Raw genomic sequence first — 26,111 nt, forward strand, 5'->3', positions numbered from 1 at the left:
GAGTAAGAGACATCATGTTTGGCAAACGCGGCAATTCCCAGTTCGGCGGTGGTGGTGCAAACCAGACGCAGGAGTTTCGCTCGCCGGTACTCGAGACCGCAATGCCCGTCGCGGCCGGGCTGAGCGCCCCTGCAGGACTACCGCGCGATATATTGGAGCCGAAGCGTTCACCGGTCGAAACCGTCAAGCCAGTGGTGCCGCTCCGGGAAAAGAACGAAGCCTATTACGATACAAAGTCGCAGGTTTTCGCCGCATTGATCGATACGATCGATCTTGCGCAACTATCGAAGCTGGACCCCGAGGTCGCCCGCGAGGAAATTCGCGACATCGTCAACGATATCATCGCGATCAAGAACTTCGCCATGTCGATATCAGAGCAGGAAGAACTCCTCGACGATATCTGCAATGATGTTCTCGGCTATGGCCCGCTCGAGCCGTTACTGGCTCGCGATGACATTGCCGACATCATGGTCAACGGCGCGCGAAAGACATATATCGAAGTGCTCGGGAAGGTGCAGGAATCCGGCGTCCGCTTCCGCGACAATCAACAATTGCTCAACATCTGCCAACGCATCGTGAGTCAGGTCGGACGGCGTGTCGATGAGTCCAGCCCGATCTGCGACGCTCGTCTGCCAGACGGATCGCGCGTCAACGTCATCGCGCCGCCGCTGGCCATCGACGGGCCGGTCCTGACCATTCGAAAGTTCAAGAAGGACAAGCTGACACTCGACCAGCTTGTTCGCTTTGGTGCCATATCTCCTGCAGGCGCCGAATTGTTACAGATCATTGGCCGCGTACGCTGCAATATCGTGATCTCGGGGGGCACAGGCTCGGGCAAGACGACGCTTCTCAACTGCCTGACCAATTATATTGACAAGGACGAGCGTATCATCACCTGCGAGGACTCTGCCGAGTTGCAGCTCCAGCAGCCGCATGTCGTCCGTCTTGAAACAAGGCCGGCGAACCTTGAAGGCGAGGGCGAGATCACCATGCGCGATCTCGTCAAGAACTGCCTGCGCATGCGCCCCGAGCGGATCATCGTCGGCGAAGTCCGCGGGCCTGAAGTATTCGATCTGCTTTCAGCGATGAACACGGGTCATGACGGTTCCATGGGAACGATCCACTCCAACAGCCCGCGTGAATGCCTCAGCCGCATGGAATCCATGATTGCCATGGGCGGCTTCGCGCTTCCTCAAAAAACGGTCCGCGAGATCATCGTCGGGTCGGTCGACATCATCATCCAGGCGGCTCGCCTGCGCGATGGTTCCCGGCGTATCACCCATATCACCGAGGTGGTTGGCATGGAGGGCGAGGTCGTCATCACGCAGGATCTCGTCGTCTACGAAATCACCGGTGAGGATGCAAACGGCCGCCTGATCGGCAAGCATGTATCCACCGGCATCGCCCGGCCGCATATGTGGGAAAGGGCGCGGTACTACAACGAAGATCGCCGCCTCGCCAATGCGCTCGACTCCATGGAAACGGCAAAGCCATGATGGCGCGACCGGGGCTCAATCATGTTCGGGCTTGATCTCGCGCAGCTTGGTTTCGTTGCTCTGGTGGTGGTTGCCGTTGCGGCTCTGGCTTACGTCTTCTTTTTCGAATCCATCGCCTCGCAGAAAAAGACCGAGGAGCGGTTGAATGAGGTAAAGCTCGCCGCGACGGACAGCCTTGGCAAGTTCACCGTGCGTGACAAGCAGGCGGAGGCAATCAAACGCCGCAAGTCTGTTCAGGACACATTGAAGGACCTCGAGCAGCGCCAGAAGCTGCGGGACAAGAACATCAAATCGCCGCCATTGAAGATGCTGATCCAGCAGGCAGGCATGAAAGTGACGATGCCGAGGTTCTACCTCTACTCGGCGCTTGCAGGCATCGTCGCCACTGTTCTCGGCCTCTTGTTCGGATCGCCTCTCTATCTCGCTCCTGGCCTGTTTCTGGCGGGGGCTCTCGGCCTGCCGCGCTGGTTCATCTATTTCCGCCGCCGCCGCCGCATCAAGGCATTTCTCAATGAATTCCCGAATGCCATCGATGTAATCGTCCGCGCCATTCGATCCGGCCTTCCGTTGAACGACGGAATTCGCTTGATCGCACAGGAAGCTCAGGAGCCCGTGCGCGGTGAATTCCGTCGTATCGTCGATAATCAACAGGTTGGCGTCAGCATTCCCGAGGCTGCGATGCGCATGTCGGAATACATGCCATGCGCAGAAGCGAGTTTCTTCGGCATCGTGATCCAGATCCAGTCGCAGGCCGGTGGCAACCTTTCGGAAGCTTTGGGCAATCTTTCCCGCGTTCTGCGCGACCGGAAAAAAATGGCGGCCAAGGTCCAGGCGCTGTCGATGGAAGCCAAGGCCTCGGCGTATATCATCGGAGCGCTGCCGTTCATCGTCGCGTTCCTGGTGTATCTGACGAGCCCGAAATACATAATGATCCTATTCAACACCAGCTCCGGCAACTTCTTGCTGGCCTGTGCCGGCGCGTGGATGTCGATCGGTATCATGGTGATGAAGAAGATGATCAACTTCAAATTCTAGCGAGAGATGCATGGTAGACGCCTTTGCTAAAGCCATCCAGGACCCGGCATTCCTCTTTGCGATCCTCGTCGGGGTGTCGATCTTTGCGACGCTCGTCACGTTTCTCATGCCCATGCTTTCGGGAGCAGGCCTCAAGTCGCGCATGAAATCGGTTGCCCTTGAGCGTGACCAGATCAGATCTCGAGAGCGGGCGCGGCTTGCTTCGGAAAGCGACAACCGGCGTAAGAATGCGGGCGGTTCGCTCCGAATGACAGAACGACAGGGCGTCCGGCAATTCGTTGAACGGCTCGATCTCCAGCGGGCACTCGCCGACGAGAAGACCCTTTCCGCGCTTCGTATGGCGGGATTTCGCGGGCAGAATGCCTTGAACATCTTTCTTGCGGCGCGCTTTGGTCTGCCGTTCGTCACGCTTGGTCTGGCAGTCTTCTATATATTCGGCCTTGGGGGGCTTGCCGACAAGTCGACGCTCATCCGGCTGGTCGCGTGCTTTGCGGGCGCCTATGTCGGCTTCTACCTGCCGAACCTCTATGTCAGGAATGTCGCCAGCAAGCGCAAGCAGTCGATCCAGGAGGCCTGGCCCGACGCGTTGGACCTGATGCTGATCTGCGTAGAATCCGGCATGTCGATCGAGGCCGCTTTCAAGAAGGTCTCGGAGGAGATCGGTGTCCAATCCGGCGATCTGGCGGAGGAACTTGTGCTCACCAATGCTGAGCTTTCCTTTCTGCCGGAACGCCGCCAGGCTTATGACAATCTCGCGATCCGTACCGGACTCGAAACCGTGAAATCCGTCGTGCAGGCGCTGGTCCAGTCCGAGCGCTATGGCACATCTATCGGCAGCGCATTGCGCGTTCTTTCCGATGAGAGCCGCGAGATGCGCCTGATGGCTGCCGAAAAAAAGGCCGCGGCACTGCCGCCGAAGCTGACAGTGCCGATGATCCTGTTTTTGCTTCCCGTGCTATTCTGCGTCATTCTGGGCCCGGCTGTAATCCAGATACAGCAGCAAGGCGGCATATTCGGCCCGGCAACAACAAAGAAGTAGCCGCGTTACCGGCACATCAAAAAGCCGCCTCAATGGGCGGCTTTCACAATCGAGTTGGTGCCGGACGTTCAACTCTTCGGTTGTTTCTTGTCTTTCAGCATTTTCCAGGAATTCTGCTGTGACAGCATCGCGCGCAGATACTGCACATTGGCCTGCGCCTGCTGCGGCGAAAGCTCCTGCTTTGCAATGTTCTCGGCTTCGTCGAAACGGCCCTGCAGACCAACGACCAGCGCCAGATTTTGACGCACTCGGCTGTCCGAGCCTGTTCCGTTATTGGCTTGCCGCATGTACTTTTCCGCCGTCGCAAGTTCGCCGGAGAGCACATACGACATGCCCATGTTTGAAAGGATCGAGGCCTCGTTGGGGCTGATGATCAGCGCCTGCTTGTATAGGTCCCGCGCCTCGCCCGTCTTGCCCATCTGGTCGAGGATCGCGCCTTGCGCCGAAAGCAGTTTCCAGTCCGGATATTCCGGCGTCTGCGCGCGTCGAAGCGCGTCGAGCGCCGCATCGAACTCGCCGGTGCTCGCAAGCGCCTTGCCATAGGCGGCGAGTACCTGGCGATCCTTGGGGTACGCGATCGCGAGGCTGCGCATGACGGCAAGCGCCTGATCGCTGCGTCCGGTCATACGCAAGACGGTGGCGAAGTTCAATGCAGCAGCCTGGTCTTTCGGATTTGCCTCGTAGCGCTTTCCGAGGCTGGCTGACGCCTGCATCAGTTGCTCTTGATTCATCTGATCGAAATTGCCCGTAGGAAGCGAGCCAGCGCTGACCGCGGCCGGGGAGATCGATCCTGTCGTGGTCTTGTCGGTCGTTGAGCAGCCGGAAATTCCGGACGCCAGAGCGACGATTGCAGCGGCGTAAATGAAGCGGCGATTACATTGAATAATGCCAGCTTTTGTCATAATTTGCCCCACCTGCAGCACAAAATCACCTGTGCGTTAACAATTCCCATGGCTTAGAAATATTCTGTTAACCCTAACGGACCGTTAATGATGCGAGGCGCTGCGAAAAAGTATGATTGAGAAGAGAGTGTCATGGCTACCGATATCAAAGTGGGGACGACAGGGGACAGCAAACCAGTCTGGTTCGTGAAAAGTGGCGGATTGGAGAGCTCCGGTGTCAGCAGTGCTGCACTGGCATGGGCAAAGGCCAACGGTTTTGACGGCCAGGCGGCCCGCGTTCTGACCATTCCGGGAGATGACGGCGAGATTTCAGGCGCTCTGTTCGGCATTGGCAAGGACGACGTTCGGCTCGTCGCGGGCAAACTCGCCAGCGGCTTGCCAAAAGGTGAGTGGCACATTGCCGGCGCAGTCAGGGAGCCGGAACTTACCGCGCTGGCGTTTCTTCTGGGCGGATATAAGTTCACCCGCTACACCAAGAAGGACGACGCCGAGGTCACGCTGACATTCCCGGATGGCGCCGACCAGAAAGAAGTGAAGCGTCTTGCCAAGGCTGTCACGCTGGCGCGCGATCTCATCAATACGCCAACCAACGACATGGGTCCCATGGCGCTCGAGGCAGTTGTCCGAACCATTGCCGAGGAACACAACGCAACTTTGAGCGTGGTCAAAGGCGATGATCTGCTCACGAAGAATTTCCCCATGATCCATGCGGTGGGCCGCGCAGGAAGCCAGGAGCCTCGGCTGATCGATCTCGCTTGGGGCGACAGGAATGCGCCAAGGGTGACGCTTGTCGGCAAGGGGGTGTGCTTCGACACCGGGGGCCTCGATATAAAGACGTCAAGCGGCATGCTCCTGATGAAGAAGGATATGGGCGGCGCTGCGAATGTATTGGCGCTGGCCGGGCTGATCATGGATGCGAAGCTGCCGGTCAGATTGCGCGTGCTGATTCCGGCGGTGGAAAATTCGATTTCCGCCAACGCGTTCCGCCCTGGAGATGTATTGACCAGCCGCAAGGGCCTGACGGTCGAGATCGGAAACACGGATGCGGAGGGACGCTTGGTCCTCGCCGATGCGCTCGCGCTGGCCGATGATGACGAACCTGAACTCCTGATCGATATGGCAACCCTGACCGGCGCGGCGCGCGTGGCACTCGGGCCGGACCTGCCACCATTCTACACGAACGACGATGCGTTCGCTCTCGAGGTTGCGACGGCGAGCGAGGCGGTGGCCGACCCGGTCTGGCGCATGCCGCTATGGCAGCCCTACGATGCCAAACTCTCCTCGCGCATTGCGGACATCAACAATGTGACAACCGATGGGTTTGCCGGATCGATCACGGCTGCGTTGTTCCTGCAACGCTTCGTGGCCAAGGCGAAGATATGGGCGCATTTCGACATTTTTGGCTGGAATCCGGTGGAAAAGCCCCACGCGCCAATAGGCGGTGAGGCTCAGGCGATTCGGGCGCTCTATCGTCTTCTTAAACAGCGCTACCCCGCGAGATAGGGTCGCTTCTTTGTAAAACTGGAGCAATGCACGACCTGCTTGTATCCTGGAACAGGATGGCTAGAATGGAACGGAACCGAAATGATCCCGGGCGCCGTTCATGAACGTGGAGCTGAGACCGCTTCAGGCACTGACACTGTGGAAGGAAATAGCCCTTTCGGAAGTGCGGGACGACGCTCACGATCTGACCATGCGCCAACTAGCCATTCTCCTGACAGTCTATCTGGAGCCGCCGCCGCACACGATACGCGCCATGGCGGCGAAGCTCGGCGTAACAAAGCCCGTCATCACCCGCGCTCTCGACACAATGGGTTCCTATGGTCTGGTTGATCGGCACCGCGACGAGAAGGACCGGCGCAATGTTCTCGTCAAGAGAACGGTAAAGGGTGCGCTTTATGTTGAACGGCTCGGTGATCTGGTGATCGCCAAAGCGAGAGGATTGCCGCTTTGAACGTTGTAAGTGTAGATCTGGACAAGCGCCTGAATGCATTCCGCCCCGACCTTGCGGATGAAACTCTGCGCGGTCTGGTAGAAGCGGATCGGTTTGTCGCCGGAGAGCCGATGCGCATCGCCGACCCGGTCGTGGATGTCCGCTCCGAGCCGCGCGGCAATGCGAGCATAACGACGCAGTTCCTCCATGGGGACGATGTGCTCGTTTTCGAAGACGACAATGGCTGGTGCTGGATTCAGAACGAACGAGACGGCTATGTCGGCTACGTGATCGATACGGCGCTCGACGTCCGAACCGATGAACCGACGCATATCGTCATCGCACCGAGAACCTTTGTATACCCTGGCTCAGACCTGAAGCTGCCTCGTACCAGGGAGTTGTCCATGGGATCCCTGGTTACGGTGACGGGCGGGCAGGAGAGACGAGGCACGCTATATGCCATGCTGCCAAGCGGCGAGGCGATCATCGCCAAACATCTTGTACCAATGGATGAGGTGACGGATGATCATGTCGCAGTCGCGGAGACCCTTATGCACACGCCCTATCTCTGGGGCGGTGTTTCCGGTTTTGGCATCGATTGCTCGGGCCTCATCCAGCTCTCGTTGCTGATGACAGGGCAAAGTGTCTTGCGCGATTCGGATATGCAGGCGGCGTCGATCGGCGATGTGATCGAACCGGACAGCAATTACCATAACCTGCAGCGGGGAGATTTCCTGTTCTGGGCCGGTCACGCCGCGATGATGGCCAGCCACTCCATGGTACTGCATGCGAGTGGCCACACGATGAGTGTGACCCTCGAACCGCTGCGCGAGGCGATCGATCGCATCGCCTACCTTTACGGCAAGCCGACGGCGGTACGGCGGCTATAGCCTCCGATACTAGAGCGATTTCATGATTGCCTGGACCATTGCCTGCGGTTTGTACCGTGCCGAATCCGGCGTTAGACCGAGGCGCACGATGACAAGAGCTTGTGACGGTATGACCGTCACGCTTTGCCCCATGAAGCCAAGCAGCCAGAAAGTATCAGCGGGAAGGTCATAGCCTTTATCGGGGTTCTCATCGTCGGCAACGCCGCCATCCGGACCCTTTACCCATACCTGTCCTCTGCCGTAGCGTTTGCTGGCTTCGCTTGGATCGTGCATCCAGCTGACAAAGCCTTCGGGGAGGATTCGATTGCCGTTCCAGACGCCATCCTGCAACAGAAACTGGCCGAAACGGGCGTAGTCGCGCGCGGAGGCATAAACATAGCTTCCGCCGGCAAATGTGCCGCTCTCATCCGTTTCCAAAACGGAACTGTGCATGGCAAGGGGTTCGAACAACACTTTTCTTGGCCATTCGAGTGCGGCGGCGGGATCGCCGATTGCGTTCTGCCAGATACGTGACAAGAGCACGCTTGTGCCAGTTGAATAGTTGAAGACTTGCCCGATTGGATGAACAAGTGGAAACGATGCGATAAAGCCCGCCATGTCCGACTTAAGGAAAAGCATCTGATTGCGGGTGTTGAGATCGCCGGTTTCTTCATTGTAGTCCAGGCCGCTCGACATCGACATCAGGTCGGCAATACGGATTTGCGACCGCTCATCATTTTTCCAGCTGTCAAACAAGCCCTTATCTTCAGGCGATAATTTGCCGTTCTTTATCAGCGTTCCCAAGAGAGCGGCGTTGATCGTTTTCGCCACGGAATAGCTGATATGCGGGGTCTCCTTGGAAAAGCCCTTCGCATAATGCTCAGCGACGATTTGGCCATTCTTGACAACGACGGCGGCGCGAAAGCCAGGTCCGGTCAGGCTTGAATCGTCGAGAATGTTTGCCACTTTGGTGGATTGGGCATTGGAGACGGTGTCGCCCTGTGGCCAGGGTGCATTGCCGTCCATGACCGGGGAGGCTGCCGGGATGTCAATCGCTTTGACAGCCGCCACGTCGCCATCGGGAGCCAGCGTGCAGCCAAGGCCGGGACGATAGACGGCGGTCTGTCTGCCGACGAAGCCCAAAAGCCCCGCGGAAACCGTGGCTGCCTTTTCATCGACCGAATAGGATATCAGCTTCAAAACGGGATTGCCGACAGATTGCACGTCTTGCGCAAGCACCTCATCGGGATTTCTATGGCCCAGGAACACATTAGAGCACAGGATCTTTGCGGTGAAACCCGCGGCGATCCGGCTTATTGGTGGCGGCGCGACATAGAGCCAGCCAGCAGCCGAAATAATAGCAAGCGCAATGACGGCGAAAAGCCATCGCAGGATTTTTGAAAACATTACTCCACCCAAAAATTGTTATTTAAAATACCACATTTACGTAAACGTCATAGCCGATCCGTGTCAATCCACAACTGACGATCCAAGGCAACAAGGTTCGGCTAATATTGTGCGGCTTTGTCCACGATGTTCTTCAATGGTTCGCCGCGCTCATAGGATTCAAGCTGCGCCACGATTTCCGGAACGAGCGCCTGCGGGCTGGAGCTTGCGGCCGCATGGGGCGTGATAACAACTTGCGGATGGGTCCATAACGGACTGGTCTTCGGCAGGGGCTCGGTTTTGAACACGTCGAGCGTCACGGCCGAGAGCATTCCCCGATCGAGCGCGGCAAGAATATCGGGCTCGTTTTGCAAGCCGCCGCGACCGGCGTTGATCAATACGGGAGCGCCAAGCGGACCCTCGGCCTTCATCTGTGCGAACATGGTCATCGACAGAATGCCCTTGGTTTCGGGCGTCAATGGCAGCAGGCAGACGACGATGTCGACATCCCTCAGGAAATCCTTGAGTCCGTCCTTGCCGAAATGGCTCGTGACGCCCTCGATCGTTTGCAGCCGGCGGCTCCATCCGCTGACGCGGAAGCCGAGATTTCGCAGTTTCTGCGCGGCATCACGTCCAAGCACACCAAGACCCAGAATACCGACGGTCACCTCATGGGCTGCAGGTTGACGGCGATCCTCGTGCCAGACTTTTTGCGCCTGCTGCTGGCGATAGCGCAGGCCGAGCCTGTGATGGTCGAGCACCTGCCACACGACATATTCGCTCATGCGCATCGTGAGATCCGGCGAGACGATGCGTACGATAGGAACATCCGGGATTTGATGATCATGGAAGATATGATCAACGCCGGCACCCAAGGAGAAGATGACCTCAAGCTTGGGCAAGCCCATGAGAGATCCGGGCCGTTGCTTCCATACCAGGGCGTAGCGAATCTTTTCGTTTGCATCTTTGGTATCGAGCACAAGCTTGCGGCCAGGTGCAGCCTTGGCGAATTCGCTTTGCCAGACATCCGGGTCCCAGCCTGTCACCGCCAACAATATCGTGCTATCGCTGCCCGTCATTCGCTCACCGCTCCCTGTTCAGCCGTTTCTATCCTGAAAGCCGCCGCCATCAGGGCTTTTGTGTAGTCGCTCTTGGGCCGTTCGAAGATCTCCTGCGAAGGCCCATATTCCACTGCCTTGCCATTGCGCATGACCAGAACGTCATTGGCAAGTGCCTTGACCACCTTGAGGTCGTGGCTGATGAAAAGATAAGCCAGATTATGCTTGAGCTGCAACGAGCGCAGGAGATCGACGACCTGTGCTTGAACACTCATGTCCAGTGCCGATGTAGGCTCATCCAGCATGACGAAACGCGGGTTCAACACCATGGCACGGGCAATTGCGATGCGCTGGCGCTGGCCACCGGAGAACTCGTGCGGATAACGGAATCGGTGTTCAGGATCGAGATTGACTTCTTTGAGCGCGGCGACCACACGCGCATCCCGCTGATCCGCCGAAAGCTTCGGCTCATGCACCTGCAGGCCTTCAGCAATGATGTCCGTAACCGACATGCGTGGTGAAAGAGAGCCGTAAGGATCCTGAAAAACGATTTGTAGTTCGCGCCGCAGTGGCCGCATCTGCTTGAACGAATATTGATTGATGTCCTTCTCGCCGAACCGGATCACACCTTCCGACGAGATCATCCGCGAGAGCGCGAGACCAAGCGTCGTCTTGCCCGAACCTGATTCCCCCACCACACCGAGCGTCTGTCCGGCGCGGATGGTCACGTCGATACCATCGACCGCCTTCACGTGATCAACGGTCCTGCGCAGGAAGCCCTGCTTGATCGGGAACCACACTTTCACGTTCTCACCGCGCATGACCGGATCAGCCGAAAGATCGGCGGCTGGCGGGTTTCCCTTCGGTTCTGCCGCAAGCAGGTGTTTCGTGTACGCGTGTTGCGGGTTATCGAATATCTGTTTCGTCGGGCCGGTCTCGACGATCTTGCCCCCGGTCATCACGCAGACGCGGTCCGCGATCTTGCGCACGATGCCAAGATCATGGGTGATGAAGAGCATCGACATGCCCTGCGCGGCTTTCAAGTCCGCCAGCAGCTTGAGGATTTGCGCCTGCACGGTCACATCGAGCGCGGTGGTCGGCTCATCGGCGATGAGCAGCTTCGGCTTGTTTGCAAGCGCCATGGCGATCATCACGCGCTGACGCTGACCGCCGGAAAGCTGGTGCGGATAAGCATTCATGCGCTTTTCCGGCTCGCGAATGCCTACCTCTTCGAGAAGCGCCAAAGTACGCTGCCGCGCTGCCTTGTCGCCCATACCCTGGTGCAATTTCAGCACTTCGCTGATCTGTTTTTCAATCGGATGAAGCGGATTGAGCGACGTCATCGGCTCCTGGAAGATCATCGTAATGTCGTTGCCACGAACACGGCGCAGGTCTGTTTCGTCCTTGTCGAGCAAATCCTCTCCTTCGAAGAGGATTTTACCGGAGGGATGGGAAGCCGGTGGGTATGGCAGCAGCTTGAGCACCGAGAGCGCGGTCACCGACTTGCCGGAACCGGATTCGCCGACCAGCGCAACCGTTTCGCCCTGAGCAATATCGAACGAGATGCGATCGACAGCGATCGACTCGCGGCCGTTCTGGGTGAAGGCGACCGAGAGATCGCGGACGGAAAGGAGGGGAGCTTCATTCATTTGAAGGCCTTGCGCGGGTCAAAGGCGTCACGGGTCGCTTCACCGACGAAGATCAGCAGCGAGAGCATGAGCGATATGACGATGAAACCTGTGAGGCCAAGCCACGGCGCCTGAAGGTTGTTCTTGCCCTGCGCCAGCAACTCGCCGAGCGATGGCGAACCGGGCGGCAGGCCGAAGCCGAGAAAATCGAGCGAGGTCAGGGTAGTGATCGATCCATTGAGAATAAAGGGGAGGAACGTCAAGGTCGTCACCATGGCATTGGGTAACAGATGACGGAACATGATCGTACGGTCCCGCACTCCAAGGGCGCGCGCTGCATTGACATATTCGAAATTGCGCGCGCGCAGGAATTCCGCCCGGACGATGCCAACGAAGCTGACCCAGGAGAACAGAAGCATGATGCAAAGCAGGATCCAGAAGCCGGGCGGCAGGATGGAAGCCATGATCAAGAGCAGGTAGAGAGTGGGAACCGAGGACCATATCTCGATGAAGCGCTGCGCGACAAGGTCAAGCCAGCCGCCGAAATAACCCTGCAAAGCGCCGGCGGTGACGCCAATCACAGCGGAAGCAGCAGTGAGGATGAGGCCGAACAGCACGGAGATGCGGAAGCCATATAGGGCACGGGCAAAGACATCGCGCGCCTGGTCGTCGGTACCGAAGACATTCATGTTGCCAAAGGTGCAATTGGGATCGTTGACGCCCTGCGGATAGCGGGCGCAACGCTCTTCGGCCGTATAAAGCCAAAAGGGCTTGGATGGCGCAGTATCGGGCAGCTCGTTGTTGACGGTGCGGTATGAGTATCGCACAGGCGGCCAGATCGCCCAGCCATTGGCATTGATCTCGTCCTGGATTACCGGGTCTCGATAGTCGGTAACCGCGTAGAAGCCACCAAACTTCTCCTCCGGGTAATCAACGAGAACCGGGAAGAGAATATCACCCTTGTAAGAAACGAGGATCGGCCTGTCGTTGGCGATGAACTCGGCAAACAGCGAGGCAATGAACAGGAAAAGAAATATCCACAACGCCCACCAGCCGCGGCGGTTGGCCTTGAAATTCTGCCAGCGCCGGGCATTGAGCGGCGACAGGCGTGGACGTCGAACCGGAATGGCTGGCGCGCGCAAGACCTCGCTCGTCATCAGACATCCCTCCGTTCAAAATCGATACGCGGGTCGATCCATGTATAGAGGAGATCGGAAAGGAGACTGACGACGACTCCCACAAGCGCGAAGATATAAACGGTTGCGATGACCACGGGATAATCCCGGTTGATGATCGATTCGTAGCCGAGCAGACCGAGCCCATCCAGTGAGAATATTGCCTCTATCAAGAGCTGGCCGGTAAAGAAGATGGAAATGAAGGCGCTCGGAAAACCGGAAATGACGATGAGCATTGCATTGCGGAATACATGCCCATAGAGGATCTTGCGTTCACTCAGTCCCTTGGCACGCGCGGTTGTGACGTACTGCTTGCGAATCTCGTCGAGGAACGAATTTTTGGTAAGCAGAGTTGTTGTGGCAAAGGCGGACAGCAGCATGGCTGTTAGCGGCAGCGCCAGGTGCCACGCATAGTCGACGATCTTGCCGATGAGCGATAGCTCGGCGAAGTTGTTCGAGGTCAGCCCGCGCAAGGGGAACCAGTCGAAGAACGAACCCCCGGCGAAGAAAACGATCAGCATAATGCCGAACAGAAAGCCCGGGATCGCATAGCCCACGATGATGATTCCGCTGGTCCAGATATCGAAGGTCGATCCGTCCTTGATCGCCTTGCGAATTCCAAGCGGTATGGAGATCATATAGGAAAGCAACGTCATCCATAGGCCGAGAGATATGGAGACGGGAAGCTTCTCCTTGATGAGATCGATGACGCTGATATCGCGGAAATAGCTCTTGCCGAAATCAAAACGGACATAGTTCCACATCAGAAGACCGAAGCGTTCCAGCGGCGGCTTGTCGAGACCGAATTGCTTTTCCAGGCTGGCGATGAAAGCCGGGTCAAGCCCCTGTGCGCCGCGATATTTCGAGTTGCCCTCGCCAAGGCCGAGCTGGTCCTGACCCTGACCCAGGTCCGCACCGCCACCGCCAATGCGGTCCAGGGCATTGCCGCCCTGGCCGGTCAACTGGCCGATAATGCGCTCTACCGGGCCGCCGGGAACAAATTGTACGATGACGAAACAGACAAGTAGAACCCCAAATAGCGTGGGAACCATCAAAACAAGGCGGCGGAGAATATAGGCTCCCATCAGGAGCTCCCTCTCATCGTCGCTGAACCATCAAACCCTGCCAATTGCCTTCGCCTTTGCTTCGTCGAACCACCACAACGTTTCGACCGGAAAACCGTAATCGGGCTTTGGCTCCTTGAAGCCGAACATGTCCCAATAGGCGACCGGATGATTCGCTGAGTACCAATTTGGAATCCAGTCGCGTCTTACACGCAAGAGGCGATCAAGAACACGCAGGATCGAAATCAATTCCGCCCGGGAGTGTGCCTCACTGACTTTCGCTATCAGCGCGTCCACGACTGGATCCGCGATGCCGGGAAAATTCGTCGTACCCGGAATACCGGCCGCACGGGAGCCGAACATCGTCTCCAGCGACTCTCTCGTCGGCGTGGCGCTTAGCGAATAGGCGATCCCGATCACATCGAAATCGAAGTCCTGCAAGCGGATTTGATATTGCGCGGGATCGACCAGACGTAGCGACGCATTGATGCCGATGGCCTTCAAGTTGTTTATGAAGGGTGAGTAGACGCGGCTGAAGACCTCGGCCTGGATGAGCATTTCGAAATTCAGCGTTTTGCCCGCGCCGTCGACCAAGCGGTTGCCGTCGCGTTTGAACCCCGCCTCGCTTACGAGTTCCACGGCCCTTCGTAGGTTTTTCCGGTCTCGTCCGGAGCCGTCCGAGGGCGTCTGAACGACGGCATCACCAAAAATACCCTCAGGCAATCGGTCCCGAAAGGGTTCCATGAGAGCCAGCTCTTCCGGCGACGGCTTTCCCGATGCACGGAAATCGGAATTCTCGAACAGCGATTGCGAGCGCTCGTACATTCCGTAGAAGAGGTTTTTCTGCGTCCATTCGAAATCGAAGCACAGCGCAATGGCTTCGCGAACACGCGGATCGCGGAAATGTTCGCGGCGCTGGTTGATGGCCCATGCCTGCATCTGCGGCCGCTTTTCGCTCGGGAACTGTCGTTTCACCACGCGGTTCTGTTGTACAGCCGGAAAGTTGTACTCGGTAGTCCACGTCTTGGCCGTGGCCTCCTTGCGCCAGAAGATATCGCCCTTCTTGAAAGCTTCGAACTCCGGCTGTCGATCCCGATAGAACTCGATCTTGATCCGGGCGAAATGGTTGAAGCCGCGCTGTATCGGCAAATTCTGTGCCCAATAATCAGTGACCCGCTCGTATTCGATGCTTTGGCCTACGGCAACCCTCGCGACGCGATAGGCGCCGGACCCGAGTGGCGGCTCAAGAGTGGACGCTTCGAAATCACGGGTTGCGTACCAGTTCCTGGACAGAACTGGCATGGCCGCGGCGATGTCGAGAATGGCGCGATCCGAATGCTTGCCGGTGAAGGCGAGACGCACGGTGTGCTCATCCTCGGCCACGACCTCCTTCATCTCGGTCAGGAGGAGCAGTAGCTCGGGGTGCCCCTTCTTTTGCATCGTCTGGTAGCTGAAAACGACATCCTCAGCGATGATCGGCGTTCCATCATGAAAACGCGCTTCCCGCCGCAGCTTGAACGTGAAGGTGTTTCGATCCGCGGAAACAGTGACTGTTTCCGCCACAAGTCCATAAATGGAGTCAGGTTCATCGAGTGCGGAAGCCATCAGCGTGTCAAAGCACAGTTCCATGCGCGGTGGAGCATCACCCTTGGGCGAAAACGTGTTCAGCGTATTGAAGGTCTGCGGCGACTGGTTGAAAATCCAGGTGGGCGGCGAAAAGGCAAAGGTGCCGCCCTTCGGCGCGTCGGGGCTGGCATAGTCGAAATGGGCAAAATCCTTCGGGTATTTCAGTTCACCAAATGCGGATAGCCCATGCAAGGGAACGTCCGTCGCCACCTCTGCAAGCGCAAGGCGCGGTGCCATTGCCGTCAGCATCGTCGCACTCGAAACCTTCAGGAGATCACGGCGGGTGAGGCGCGTCATTCGGCGCGCGCCTTCAGGGCTTGTTCCTTGGCTGTATCGATCCACCACGAGAACGGGTCGATGCCTATATATTCCGGTTGCTTTTCCGGAATGCCGAATTTGTTCCAGTAGGCGATTTTTATCCGGTCATCGTACCATTGAGGGACCACGTAATAATTCCAGAGGAGCACCCTGTCGAGCGCATGCGTGGCTGCGACAAGCTCGTCGCGATCCTTCGCGAAAATCACCCGGTCGACGAGCTTGTCGATGGCCGGGTTCTTGATGCCCATGTAGTTCCGGCTCCCCGGCGTGTCCGCTGCGGCCGAACCCCAGAAGTCGCGCTGCTCGTTGCCCGGCGACAGGCTCTGGGCCAGTACACCCGGCGTCGTGATATCGAAATCGAAATCGTTGATCCTTGCCGTGTATTGAGCGCTGTCGACGACGCGAATGTTCGCTTCGATGCCGAGCTTGCGCAAATTACCAATGAAAGGACCGATGATGCGCTCGTCCGAGGGATCATCCGCCAGAAACTCGATCGTCAGCGGCTGCCCGGTCTGGGTGTTGACGAGCTTGCCGTTCTTTTGCTCGTAACCGGCGTTCCGCAACAGCTGCACTGCATGGCGCAGATTCTCGCGCTGTGATTGCGGAGTGTCGTAGACCGGCAATCTGAATTCCTTGGTGAAGACTTCTTCAGGCACGTCACCTTTCACGCTCTGCAGGATCTCGAGTTCCTTGCCGCCCGGCAAACCGCTGGATGCGAGCTCGGACCCGGCAAAATAGCTGTTGATACGCTTGTACTGGCCGAAGAACAGATTCTTGCTCATGCTCTCGAAGTCATAGATCCAGTTCAAGGCTTCACGCACCTTCGGGTCTTTGAACTTGTCGCGCCGCGTGTTGATGAGGAAGCCTTGCATGCGGCCGGAGGATCGCAGCGGGAATACCGCCTTGATCACGTCGCCTCTTTTGAAGGCCGGAAAGTCATAACCGCGCATCCAGCGGCCAATGCTTGGTTCGCCGCGGTAGTCCTCGAAGCCGCCTTTCTTGAAAGCTTCCCAGGAGGCATTCTGGTCGAGAAAATACTCATAGCGAATGCGATCGAAATTGTTACGGCCGATCTCCTGGGGAAGGTCCTTGCCCCAGTAATCGGCAACCCTGCTCCAGACGATCGTCTTGCCGGGTGCCACACTCTCGATCTTGTAGGCGGAGGATCCAAGCGGGATCTCCATCGTGGGTTTGGTGATATCGCGTTTTTTGCCAGCCGAATCGGTCCCCTCCCACCAGTGTTTGGGCAGCACAGGAAAATCGCCCATGATGCTTGGCAATTCGCGATTGCCGCCACTGGAAAACGTGAACGTCACTTCACGCTCCCCGGTTTTCTCGGCCTTGGTCACGTCATGATAGTATTTGTTGTAAAGGGGTGTTTGCTTCTTCAGGACGTCGAACGACCATATGACATCCTCGACCGTGATAGGCTGTCCATCGTGCCATTTGGCCAGCGGGTTGAGCCGGAATTTCACCCATGAATAATCGTCAGGATAGGCGATTGCCTCTGAGATCAGCGGATAATTGGTCGCCGGCTGATCGAGCGACTGACTAAGAAGCGTATCGTAAAGGAGGCCGCCGCCGATCGGATTGCCCGAGGGTGGCAGGCCGGCTGCCGCGTTACCCTGAACGACGAACGGGTTGAGACTATCGAATGATCCGTTGGCGGTCTGGTTGAGGGTTCCGCCTTTCGGGGCGCTCGGGTTTACATGATCGTAGTGCTTGAACTCCGTCCCGTATTTGGGCTCGCCCAAAACACTTGTCGCGCTGCGCCACTCCGGTTCGGCCGCCTGTGCAATCTGAAAGGTGCCGGCCACAGCAACGGCGAGAAGGGCGAGGCTGGCTAGGAAAGGGCGAAATCGCAAATCAGGTCTCCACAGGTTCTCTTTGCGGATCAGTCTAAGAGAAAATGCGGCAGAGAACAGGCCTCCAAGGAAAAAACACCCTATAGAAACGCAAAAAGCCGGGCGATGACCCGGCTTTTCGACGATTTAGCTATTCGGCTTAGTTGGCAGGCGCAGGCTGAGCGGGAGCAGCAGGCGCGGCTCCTTCGGCTGGTGTTCCGCCAGCGGGTGCGGCGGGTGCAGCGCCCTCGGCGGGCTTGGCAGCATCTCCGGCAGGCGCAGCCGCGTCGCCCGCAGGCGCAGCAGCATCGGCAGCGGGCAGAGGCTTCGGGTTGTCCGAGAGTGTGCGCAGATAAGCGATCAGGTCAGCCCGCTCGTTGTCCTTCTTGTCACCGGCAAAGCCCATCGCCGTGCCCTTGATATAGCCCTTCGGCGAGGTCAAGAAATGGTTGAGGTGATCATAGGTCCATTTTTCCTGACCGCCTTTGGAGAAATCCTTCATCGGGCCGGAATAGGCAAAGCCTGGATGCGTTGCAATCGGGCGGTCGACGATGTCCCAGAGATTGGGGCCTACCTTGTTCGCCCCATCCTTTTCGCCGGTATGGCAGGCCTGGCAGCGCTTGAAGACTGCTTCGCCGCGCGTGGCATCGGCGGAGGCGAGCAGCGTTGCAATAGGAACCGCCGCGACCGGGGCAGCTTCGCCGCCTGCGCCGCCTGCTTCGGGCTCGGCCGCCTGGATAATAAAGCCGGGCTTTTCAGGAGCATGCGTATCGAAAAGGGCATCGGACAGGATGCCTGCCGACATGACAACGAAAACGGTTGCCAGAAACGCCATGGCATATTTGTTGAACGCGCTCGATTCCATCGTCGATCATTGCTCCACTTGTGTCCTGTTCAAGTACACTGGATACAAAGTTCATGACGGCGCTTGCTTGCGCAATGCCGGAGCTTTGTGTTCAGCGCACTTGCTTAGGTTCTCAATATCTGGTCAATGCAGGTCACTGCATTTTTCGACAAGAGTCCCCTCGTGATCGCGCGGAAACTAGGTCTTTTGCTCAACACTTGCAACACATATAAGGGCGGTTCTGCCTGAGACTTTTTGACACCGTAGGTGTGTTTGGGATGATGAAAATACTGACACTTATACCGGCGAGAATGGCTTCGACGCGGCTCCCGGACAAGCCTCTGGCCGACATCGCCGGCAAGCCGATGATCGTGCATGTCGCGGAACGCGCGATGGCTTCCGGTCTGGGTCGCACCGTGGTCGCAACGGATAGTTTGGAGGTCAAGGCAGCCGTTGAAGCCTACGGACTCGAGGCTGTCATGACGCGCAATGATCACGAATCCGGTTCCGACCGCATTTATGAAGCCTTGCTTGCGCTCGATCCCGAAAGGAACATCGACGCGATAGTCAATGTCCAGGGCGACTTGCCGACCATCGAGGCGGAGATCATAAGGCGCGCGCTACTGCCGCTTCAAAATGGTCCCGCCGACATCGGTACGCTCGGGGTCGAAATCCGCCGGGACGACGAGAAAACCAATCCCAACGTCGTGAAGATCGTCGGCTCGCCGAAAGGCAAGGACCAACTGCGTGCGCTCTATTTCACCCGCGCGACCGCGCCTTGGGGCGAAGGGCCGCTTTACCATCACATCGGGCTTTACGCCTACCGCCGCGCGGCCCTCGAGCGCTTTGTTGGCCTCGGACCGTCGCCGCTGGAACGCCGCGAGCGGCTGGAGCAGTTACGCGCGCTGGAAGCTGGCATGCGCATCGATGTGGAAATTGTCGATTCGGTGCCGCTTGGCGTCGACACCCCTGAAGACCTCGAACGGGCACGAGATATTCTGACCTCCCACTAAGGCATTTTCATCATGGCAAAGACCAATCGCATCTCCTTCCAGGGCGAACCGGGCGCGAACTCCGATACGGCGTGCCGCGACATGTTCCCGAATATGGAACCCATGCCCTGTCCGACCTTCGAGGATGCCTTCAACGCGGTGGAAAGCGGCACGGCCGACCTCGCCATGATTCCCATCGAGAACACCATTGCCGGTCGTGTCGCCGACATCCATCACCTCTTGCCGGAATCACGCCTGCATATCGTCGGCGAATATTTCCTGCCGATCCATTTCCAGCTGATGGTGCTGCCAGGCACAACACGCAGCGAGATCACCTCGGTCCACAGTCATATCCATGCGCTCGGCCAATGCCGCAAATATATCCGCCAAAACGGCTGGAAGCCGGTGATCGCCGGCGATACGGCGGGAGCGGCGCGTCTCGTGGCGGAGGTCAAGGACAAGACAATGGCGGCCCTGGCGCCGCGGCTCGCCTCAAGTCTTTATGGTCTCGACATCCTGGAAGAAGATGTCGAAGACACCGAAAACAATGTAACCCGCTTTGTTGTGTTGACCAAAACCAAGGAATGGGCCCCGCGCACGTCCGACAAGTTGATGATGACAACTTTCGTCTTCCGGGTCCGCAACGTTCCGGCGGCGCTCTATAAGGCGATGGGCGGTTTCGCCACCAATATGGTGAACATGACGAAGCTCGAGAGCTACCAGATCGACGGAAAGTTCACGGCAACGCAGTTTTATGCCGACATCGAAGGTCATCCGGATGACAAGAATGTCGCTCATGCACTCGACGAACTGGAGTTCTTTTCCAGAGAAGTGCGCATTCTGGGCGTGTATCCTGCTGACACGACGTTCCGGAGCACTCAAGGCGCGGAAGATTAGCGCTTAGCCCCGGCTCTCTACCCAGCTGCGGATGAGGTGTGCTGCAATCGCTCCGGGAGGCGGGGTCATCAGCCCGCCGGGATGGGTGCGATCGAGCATCGTAACCACCTCGTCGCGGGAGAACCAGCGTCCATCCTCAAGTTCGGCCTTGTCCAGAGTGAACTCGTCTGACAGCGCCTCCGCATGACAGCCGATCATCAATGAATAAGGGAAGGGCCAAGGCTGGCTGGCGTGATAAAGCACGCGCCCTACCGGCAGGTTCGTTTCCTCGAACGTCTCCCGGCGAACGGCATTTTCAATCGTCTCGCCTGGCTCGATGAACCCAGCCAGGCAGGAATACATTCCAGGGCCGAAATGTGCGCCGCGGGCGAGGAGGCATTTTTCCCCGCGCACCACCATCATGATCGCGACCGGATCGGTCCGGGGAAAATGCTGCGCTTCGCAATTGGGACACGTGCGCCGGTAACCGCCATCCCGCATAAGGGTTTCGGTGCCGCAACGGCCACAATATCTATGGTTCTCGTGCCATGCCAGCAGCGACACGGCCTGCGCCATCGCGCCAAGCTGCTCTGGCGGGATAAGGCCCTGCGTATAGACCGAGCGGTAGTCGAAAGCCTTGATAGTATCCGGCAAACCGGCAAAGTCGAAATCGCTTGGAGACGCAAGGATTGGGGCATCGTCCAGCATACCAAGATAGATAGTCCTCTCCGGGAGGGGCAGCAGTGGCTCCGCCTCTTGCAAACTGAACAGCGCGCTTGCCATGTTGCCGCCCATGACCAGTACCTGGCCTTGGCCGGTGAGCAGAATACGAGCTTTGCCGTTGGCGAGTGCAGTGGCCACTACATCGTCGCTTCGCTTTTCTGAATGACGGTTGATCCTGTTTCCGGCGAAGCCGACGAAGTGGCTTGGCTCCATATCGGGAGCATCGAAGAGGCGAAAAGGCATGGATGGGAACTCCAGAAAGTCCCGAGTGCGGGAGCCAGGTACATTGTTTGATCAAATAGCCTTGAGTATGGCGTCCGCAAAGTCCTTTGCTGCTTTCTCCGCATAGGGCTCGCGCGTTCCAAAACCCCAGACCGGTCCGGGCCAGCCCGGATCCCCGCTGTTGCGCGCAATGACATGCAAATGCAACTGCCGGACGATATTGCCGATCGCGGCGGTGTTGATCTTTTCGCAGTTGGTTACCGCTTTGAGAGCTTGCGCGGCTATTCCCGCCTCAAACGTGAGCATCGTCTGATCGAGCGGTGTCAGTTCGTGGATTTCGCAGATGCTCGGGCGCATCGGAACCAGGATCAGCCATGGCCAGCGGCAATCATTCATCAGGCGCAGGTCGCACAGACCCAGCCGGGCAATGGAAAACGTATCAGTTGCAAGCTTGCTATTGAGTTCGAACACCATGATTGCGAAAAGTATCAGTTTTTTTGGCTGCATGCTTGCTTTTTGCATACGAATTGCCGATATGAGCCTCGGGAGGTTGGTGGTGGACGAGCCACTCGCCAACCGGGTCAGGTCCGGAAGGAAGCAGCCCCAACGAGCCTGGCACGGGTCGCCGTGCCAGCCTCCCACCCTTTCTTCTTTGTCACCTTGCCTGTGTCAAAGCCATCGATGGCATTGACGCTGCGGTGCATGGCGGTCCAAAGTTGGCGCAACGCGAGACCAATCAGGAGCGGAATGATCACCATGACGGCAGACAGCGCCTATCGCGTGCTCGCCCGCAAATATCGCCCGCAGAATTTCGCTGATCTGATCGGGCAGGAGCCGATGGTCCGTACGCTGACCAACGCGTTCGAGACCGGTCGCATTGCGCAGGCGTGGATGCTGACCGGCGTCCGCGGCGTCGGAAAGACAACAACGGCGCGTATCCTCGCGCGCGCACTCAATTACAAAACCGCCGGAACCGACAAGCCGACAATCGATCTTTCCGTGCTGGGAGAACACTGCCAGCCGATCATGGAAGGCAGGCACGTCGACGTCATCGAAATGGATGCGGCGTCTCATACGGGTATCGACGATATTCGCGAGATCATCGAGCAGGTGCGTTATCGCCCAGTCTCGGCGCGCTACAAGGTCTATATCATCGACGAAGTGCACATGCTCTCCAATCAGGCCTTCAACGGCTTGTTGAAAACGCTCGAAGAGCCGCCACCCCACGTAAAATTCATCTTTGCCACCACGGAAATCCGCAAGGTCCCAATAACGGTTTTGTCGCGCTGCCAGCGCTTTGATCTGCGCCGCATCGAGACAAGTTTGCTGATCGGGCATTTGAAGAAGATTGCCAATCTCGAAGCAATCAGCGTCGACGACGCTTCGCTCAGCATGATTGCACGGGCGGGCGAAGGTTCGGTGCGTGATTCGCTCTCGATCTTCGACCAGGCCATTGCTCACGGCGCGGGCACCGTCGGTGCCGAGGCGGTCCGTTCAATGCTGGGCCTCGCGGATAGGGCCCGCATCATCGATTTGTTTGAAATGCTGATGCGCGGCGATGTTGCGTCTGCCTTGCGCGAATTCCGTGCGCAATATGATGTGGGTGCAGACCCGAGCGTTGTGCTGACCGATCTCGCCGATTTCAATCATCTGGTGACGCGTATCCGTTTTACGCCCGACGTGGCCGATGACATTTCCCTATCGGAAGATGAGCGTCTTCGCGGCAGGGATTTTGCCGAAAAGCTGTCCATTCGGGTTTTGTCGCGCACCTGGCAGATGCTGCTTAAAGGCATAACCGAGGTAGACAATTCCAACCGTCCTGTGCAGGCGGCAGAGATGCTGCTGATCCGGATTGCCCACGCCGCCGACCTGCCAACACTGGACGAGGCGTTGAAATCACTGGAGGAGAGTGGACCACTTACCGCTTCGGCTCCGCGGAGTGATGGGCCGCGTCCCGGCAATGGCGGTGGGGCCATGGCACATTCTGCAGATGCGGTCGCTTCGGCGCGCGGTTCTGTCAGCTCAAATGGTGGCGCCACCATGCGTCTTGTAGAGCAAGAACCAAGGCCAGAGCCGATCGCTCCGACGGTAGTTGAAGAGCCGGCGCCTGCGGTGCCTGTCAACAGCATAGAGGATATTATTGCGCTGGCGGAAAAGCACCGCGACATGCAGTTCAAGATCATGGTCAAGAATTGTGTGCGGCTCGTCAGCATGAGGCCCGGGCGGCTTGAAATCAATTTGACGGATAATGCGCCGAAGACTCTGTTGGCTGATCTGTCGCTGAGGCTGAGTGAATGGACCGGCATTCGCTGGATGGTGTCGCTGTCGCGCGAGCAGGGCAGAGCGACGATCAACGAAACTGAAACCGCGAAACGCGATTCACTTTTGAGCGATGCAAGGTCAGATCCGGATGTTGCGGCTATCTTGTCGAGATTCCCAGGCGCGAAGATTATAAATGTGCGCATTTCCACGCCAGCGGGACTGACGGACAGCGAAATGATCGAAGGTGCGGCTACTGGTGGTGATACACTGGCGCCCATCGAAGAAGACGATTGAACAACAGGAGTTTTCCCATGCGTGACATTATGGGCATGATGAAACAGGCCAAGGAAATGCAGGCCAAGATGGCGGCCATGCAGGAAGAAATTTCGGCACTTGAGGCGGAGGGTCAGGCCGGCGGCGGCCTTGTGACTGTTAAGCTCTCCGGCAAGGGAGCGCTGACCGCCCTTAGCATCGATCCGTCGCTGTTCAAGGAAGACGACATCGAGGTCATCGAAGATCTGATCATCGCGGCGCACAACGAAGCCAAGTCGAAGGTCGAAGCCATCATGGCTGAGAAAACGCAGGCGCTGACCGCCGGTCTGCCGATACCGCCAGGATTTAAGCTTCCGTTCTAGCGCAGGCGGCAACCACACGTTTATTGGAAGAGATGACAGTATCGGCTGGACATACTGAAGGTTGGCAGCAACGCATGCAGGGTTGTGCTCTTCAGCAGCACTTTCGCAACAGTTGTGCGCCGAGCGGTCTCTAATTCCCTAATAGGCTAAATTGCTCTAAACCCACGCCATGTCGAAACGAATCGCCGGTCCCGAAATCGAACGCCTGATCCAGCTCCTGGCGAAAGTGCCGGGGCTCGGGCCGCGTTCTGCGCGCCGTGCCGCCTTGCATCTCATCAAGAAGAAGGAAGCGCTGCTGATCCCGCTTGGTTCTGCCATGCAGGATGCTGCCGACAAGGTTCGCATCTGTTCGGTCTGCGGCAATGTCGATACGTCCGACCCCTGCATGATCTGCACAGATCCGCGCCGCGAACGGGCAACGCTCATCGTCGTAGAAGATGTCTCCGACCTCTGGGCGCTCGAGCGTGCCGGGTCGATGAACGTGCGCTATCACGTGCTTGGAGGAAGGCTGTCGCCGCTGGACGGCATCGGCCCCGATGACCTCAACATCTCGACGCTCGTCGGCCGGATAGCGGAAGGCGAGATCAAGGAGGTGATTCTGGCGGTGAACGCCACAGTCGAAGGACAGACGACTGCGCACTATATCACCGACCAGCTTTCGAGCTTCGACGTGAGAATCACGCGACTCGCCCACGGCGTACCTGTCGGCGGCGAACTCGACTATCTCGACGAAGGAACATTGACGGCGGCTCTGCGCGCCCGAACATCGCTATAGGGAGAACGCCTTGATCAGACGCCCGTTGAGTTTCGTCCTTGTGGCGTCGATCGCAATATTCTCTTGCTTTTCAGCCCTGGCCGCAACGAAACCGGAACTTCAGGCACAATTTCGAACTTGGCTCACTCGGGATTTTTGGCCGGAAGCCGAGGCAAAAGGCATATCGAAGGCTACCTTCGACCGGGCCTTTGCGGGTGTATCGCTCAATTTTGACCTGCCAGATCTGGTTGTGCCGGGCGAAAAGGCTCAGACGCCAAAGAAGCAGACACAATCCGAGTTCGGTTCGCCCGGCAAATATTTCAACGACAAGACCATCAACGCCGTCACTGCGGGCGGGACTGCTCGCGCCGGTCAATACGCACGCATCCTCAATGCAGTCGAGAGCAAATATGGCGTTCCGGGTGAGATCGTGCTTGCAATCTGGGGCCGCGAAAGCGGCTATGGCAGCGTCAAAATCCCCAATAATGCATTTACAGTGCTCGGCACGAAGGCTTTCATGGCGACGCGCAGGGAAATGTTCCGCGAGGAACTTCTGGCCGCTCTGGAGATCGTGCAAAAAGGTTTTATCGATGCGCCTAGCATGAAGAGTTCCTGGGCGGGGGCCTTGGGCCAGCCCCAGTTCATGCCAAGCTCGTACTTGGCACATGCGGTGGATTTCGATGGTGACGGCAAGCGTGACATCTGGAATTCAGTGCCGGATACACTCGGGTCCATAGGGCATTACCTTGCGCAGTATGGATGGCAGAAGGGCCGTGATTGGGGATATGAGGTGACGGTGCCAGCCAGTGTCAGTTGTGCTCTGGAGGGCCCAGACCAGGGCAAACCTTTTGCCGCATGGAAAAAGCTCGGCATTGCCAGAGTTAACGGAACGGAGTTTCCATCCGGCGAGGCCAAACGTGAAGGCTTCCTGTTGATGCCGGCGGGACGTCACGGTCCAGCCTTCATTGTCACCAAGAATTTCTATGTGCTCAAGGAATACAACATGAGCGATCTCTACGCGCTGTTCATCGGGCATGTTGGAGATCGTATTGCGCATGGCGCAAAAGGATTCTCGACCGTTTGGGGCGACGTCGGCGGATTATATCGGTCGGATATTGCAGGGCTTCAGCGAAAGCTCGAAACGAAGGGCTATGATGCCGGCGGCGCCGATGGTTTCCCAGGTTTCAAGACCCGCCGCTCCATCGGAGACTGGCAGGAAAAACAGGGCTTGGCGCCAACCTGCTTTCCCGACAAAGATCTTATCCAGGCGATCAGGTAACCGGTCAGCCGGGCCCTCCCTCTCTTGCCTTGCACAACCTGACCCTGCCACGGGATAGACAGGCGTACGCCTGTCCGTCTGACCGGGTGATTTACCGGCGACGATTTTCGAGCTTGCCATCAATACTCATATGTGAAAATATTATTCACAA

The 26,111-nt window shown here is 57.8% G+C and carries 23 protein-coding genes and 1 other RNA gene; 13 read left to right on the forward strand and 11 right to left on the reverse strand.

Translation table 11 applies throughout. The features are described from left to right. Positions 1–14: 14 nt before the first annotated feature. The 3 genes from CU100_RS04395 to CU100_RS04405 are packed head-to-tail and all read left to right on the forward strand — an operon-like array spanning position 15 to position 3,570. On the forward strand, positions 15–1,496 hold the full coding sequence (locus CU100_RS04395; RefSeq protein ID WP_106715284.1) for a CpaF family protein: 1,482 nt from the start codon (positions 15–17) through the stop codon (positions 1,494–1,496). Positions 1,497–1,517: 21 nt separating this feature from the next. Next, the gene (locus CU100_RS04400; protein WP_106715285.1) at positions 1,518–2,531 is read left to right on the forward strand and encodes a type II secretion system F family protein; all 1,014 of its coding nucleotides are present in this window, start codon (positions 1,518–1,520) and stop codon (positions 2,529–2,531) included. Positions 2,532–2,541: 10 nt separating this feature from the next. Further along, positions 2,542–3,570, forward strand: coding sequence for a type II secretion system F family protein (locus CU100_RS04405; protein WP_106715286.1), 1,029 nt, complete (start codon positions 2,542–2,544; stop codon positions 3,568–3,570). 68 nt (positions 3,571–3,638) lie between these two features. Here CU100_RS04405 and CU100_RS04410 read toward each other — a convergent pair whose 3' ends face one another. After that, positions 3,639–4,472, reverse strand: coding sequence for a tetratricopeptide repeat protein (locus CU100_RS04410; protein WP_106715287.1), 834 nt, complete (start codon positions 4,470–4,472; stop codon positions 3,639–3,641). Between the two features lie 132 nt (positions 4,473–4,604). Between CU100_RS04410 and CU100_RS04415 the strand changes: the two genes are divergently transcribed. The 3 genes from CU100_RS04415 (at position 4,605) to CU100_RS04425 (ending at position 7,295) form a co-directional block, all read left to right on the forward strand. Beyond that, positions 4,605–5,975 (forward strand): leucyl aminopeptidase family protein, encoded by a 1,371-nt coding sequence (locus tag CU100_RS04415; protein WP_106715288.1) that lies wholly within the window; start codon positions 4,605–4,607, stop codon positions 5,973–5,975. A gap of 100 nt (positions 5,976–6,075) precedes the next feature. Next, on the forward strand, positions 6,076–6,426 hold the full coding sequence (locus tag CU100_RS04420) for a MarR family transcriptional regulator (protein ID WP_106715289.1): 351 nt from the start codon (positions 6,076–6,078) through the stop codon (positions 6,424–6,426). Continuing rightward, positions 6,423–7,295, forward strand: a complete 873-nt coding sequence (locus CU100_RS04425) for a C40 family peptidase (RefSeq protein WP_106715290.1) — start codon at positions 6,423–6,425, stop codon at positions 7,293–7,295. The genes CU100_RS04420 and CU100_RS04425 overlap by 4 nt, the downstream gene beginning before the upstream one ends. A 9-nt stretch (positions 7,296–7,304) precedes the next feature. Here the strand turns inward: CU100_RS04425 and CU100_RS04430 are convergent, their stop codons facing one another. From CU100_RS04430 to CU100_RS04465, 8 genes are all read right to left on the reverse strand, one after another. Beyond that, entirely contained in the window at positions 7,305–8,681 is a 1,377-nt protein-coding gene (locus CU100_RS04430; RefSeq protein ID WP_106715291.1) for a serine hydrolase domain-containing protein, read from the reverse strand. Positions 8,682–8,782: 101 nt separating this feature from the next. After that, positions 8,783–9,739: a 2-hydroxyacid dehydrogenase gene (locus CU100_RS04435; protein WP_106715292.1), complete on the reverse strand. Its 957-nt coding sequence runs from the start codon at positions 9,737–9,739 to the stop codon at positions 8,783–8,785. Then, positions 9,736–11,367: an ABC transporter ATP-binding protein gene (locus CU100_RS04440; protein WP_106715293.1), complete on the reverse strand. Its 1,632-nt coding sequence runs from the start codon at positions 11,365–11,367 to the stop codon at positions 9,736–9,738. The genes CU100_RS04435 and CU100_RS04440 overlap by 4 nt, the downstream gene beginning before the upstream one ends. Further along, complete coding sequence (locus CU100_RS04445) at positions 11,364–12,503, reverse strand: ABC transporter permease (protein ID WP_106715294.1); 1,140 nt, start codon at positions 12,501–12,503, stop codon at positions 11,364–11,366. Before CU100_RS04445 ends, CU100_RS04440 begins: the two co-directional genes overlap by 4 nt. Beyond that, positions 12,503–13,606 carry a microcin C ABC transporter permease YejB gene (locus CU100_RS04450; RefSeq protein WP_106715295.1) on the reverse strand — a complete coding sequence of 368 codons (1,104 nt, stop codon included), beginning with the start codon at positions 13,604–13,606 and terminating at the stop codon, positions 12,503–12,505. The genes CU100_RS04445 and CU100_RS04450 overlap by 1 nt, the downstream gene beginning before the upstream one ends. Before the next feature lie 30 nt (positions 13,607–13,636). Further along, the gene (locus CU100_RS04455; protein ID WP_106715296.1) at positions 13,637–15,508 is read right to left on the reverse strand and encodes an extracellular solute-binding protein; all 1,872 of its coding nucleotides are present in this window, start codon (positions 15,506–15,508) and stop codon (positions 13,637–13,639) included. Continuing rightward, positions 15,505–17,394 (reverse strand): extracellular solute-binding protein, encoded by a 1,890-nt coding sequence (locus CU100_RS04460; protein ID WP_106715297.1) that lies wholly within the window; start codon positions 17,392–17,394, stop codon positions 15,505–15,507. Before CU100_RS04460 ends, CU100_RS04455 begins: the two co-directional genes overlap by 4 nt. A gap of 139 nt (positions 17,395–17,533) precedes the next feature. Then, positions 17,534–18,238, reverse strand: coding sequence for a c-type cytochrome (locus tag CU100_RS04465; RefSeq protein WP_106715298.1), 705 nt, complete (start codon positions 18,236–18,238; stop codon positions 17,534–17,536). A 260-nt stretch (positions 18,239–18,498) separates the two neighbouring features. Here CU100_RS04465 and CU100_RS04470 point away from each other — a divergent pair, with 260 nt between their 5' ends. Both CU100_RS04470 and CU100_RS04475 read left to right on the forward strand, forming a co-directional pair. Next, positions 18,499–19,230 carry a 3-deoxy-manno-octulosonate cytidylyltransferase gene (locus CU100_RS04470; RefSeq protein ID WP_210280638.1) on the forward strand — a complete coding sequence of 244 codons (732 nt, stop codon included), beginning with the start codon at positions 18,499–18,501 and terminating at the stop codon, positions 19,228–19,230. Between the two features lie 12 nt (positions 19,231–19,242). Next, the gene (locus CU100_RS04475; protein WP_183635485.1) at positions 19,243–20,106 is read left to right on the forward strand and encodes a prephenate dehydratase; all 864 of its coding nucleotides are present in this window, start codon (positions 19,243–19,245) and stop codon (positions 20,104–20,106) included. Between the two features lie 3 nt (positions 20,107–20,109). On the opposite strand, the gene nudC is transcribed toward CU100_RS04475, so the two are convergent. Continuing rightward, the gene (gene nudC / locus CU100_RS04480) at positions 20,110–21,051 is read right to left on the reverse strand and encodes an NAD(+) diphosphatase (RefSeq protein WP_106715301.1); all 942 of its coding nucleotides are present in this window, start codon (positions 21,049–21,051) and stop codon (positions 20,110–20,112) included. A gap of 51 nt (positions 21,052–21,102) precedes the next feature. Further along, complete coding sequence (locus CU100_RS04485) at positions 21,103–21,507, reverse strand: HIT family protein (RefSeq protein WP_106716006.1); 405 nt, start codon at positions 21,505–21,507, stop codon at positions 21,103–21,105. Between the two features lie 68 nt (positions 21,508–21,575). Between CU100_RS04485 and ffs the strand changes: the two genes are divergently transcribed. The 5 genes from ffs to CU100_RS04510 all read left to right on the forward strand — a co-directional run bounded on the left by ffs (position 21,576) and on the right by CU100_RS04510 (position 25,960). Next, an RNA gene (gene ffs / locus CU100_RS04490) (signal recognition particle sRNA small type) lies at positions 21,576–21,672 on the forward strand. Between the two features lie 105 nt (positions 21,673–21,777). Next, on the forward strand, positions 21,778–23,586 hold the full coding sequence (locus tag CU100_RS04495) for a DNA polymerase III subunit gamma/tau (RefSeq protein ID WP_106715302.1): 1,809 nt from the start codon (positions 21,778–21,780) through the stop codon (positions 23,584–23,586). A 17-nt stretch (positions 23,587–23,603) separates the two neighbouring features. Continuing rightward, a complete protein-coding gene (locus tag CU100_RS04500) occupies positions 23,604–23,927 on the forward strand; it encodes a YbaB/EbfC family nucleoid-associated protein (protein WP_106715303.1) in 324 nt (107 codons plus the stop codon). A gap of 169 nt (positions 23,928–24,096) precedes the next feature. Then, the gene (recR, locus tag CU100_RS04505) at positions 24,097–24,702 is read left to right on the forward strand and encodes a recombination mediator RecR (RefSeq protein WP_106715304.1); all 606 of its coding nucleotides are present in this window, start codon (positions 24,097–24,099) and stop codon (positions 24,700–24,702) included. Positions 24,703–24,715: 13 nt separating this feature from the next. Continuing rightward, complete coding sequence (locus CU100_RS04510) at positions 24,716–25,960, forward strand: lytic murein transglycosylase (protein WP_407070310.1); 1,245 nt, start codon at positions 24,716–24,718, stop codon at positions 25,958–25,960. Positions 25,961–26,111 lie beyond the last annotated feature (151 nt).

It is taken from the genome of Phyllobacterium endophyticum (assembly GCF_003010935.1).
Lineage (GTDB): Bacteria > Pseudomonadota > Alphaproteobacteria > Rhizobiales > Rhizobiaceae > Phyllobacterium > Phyllobacterium endophyticum.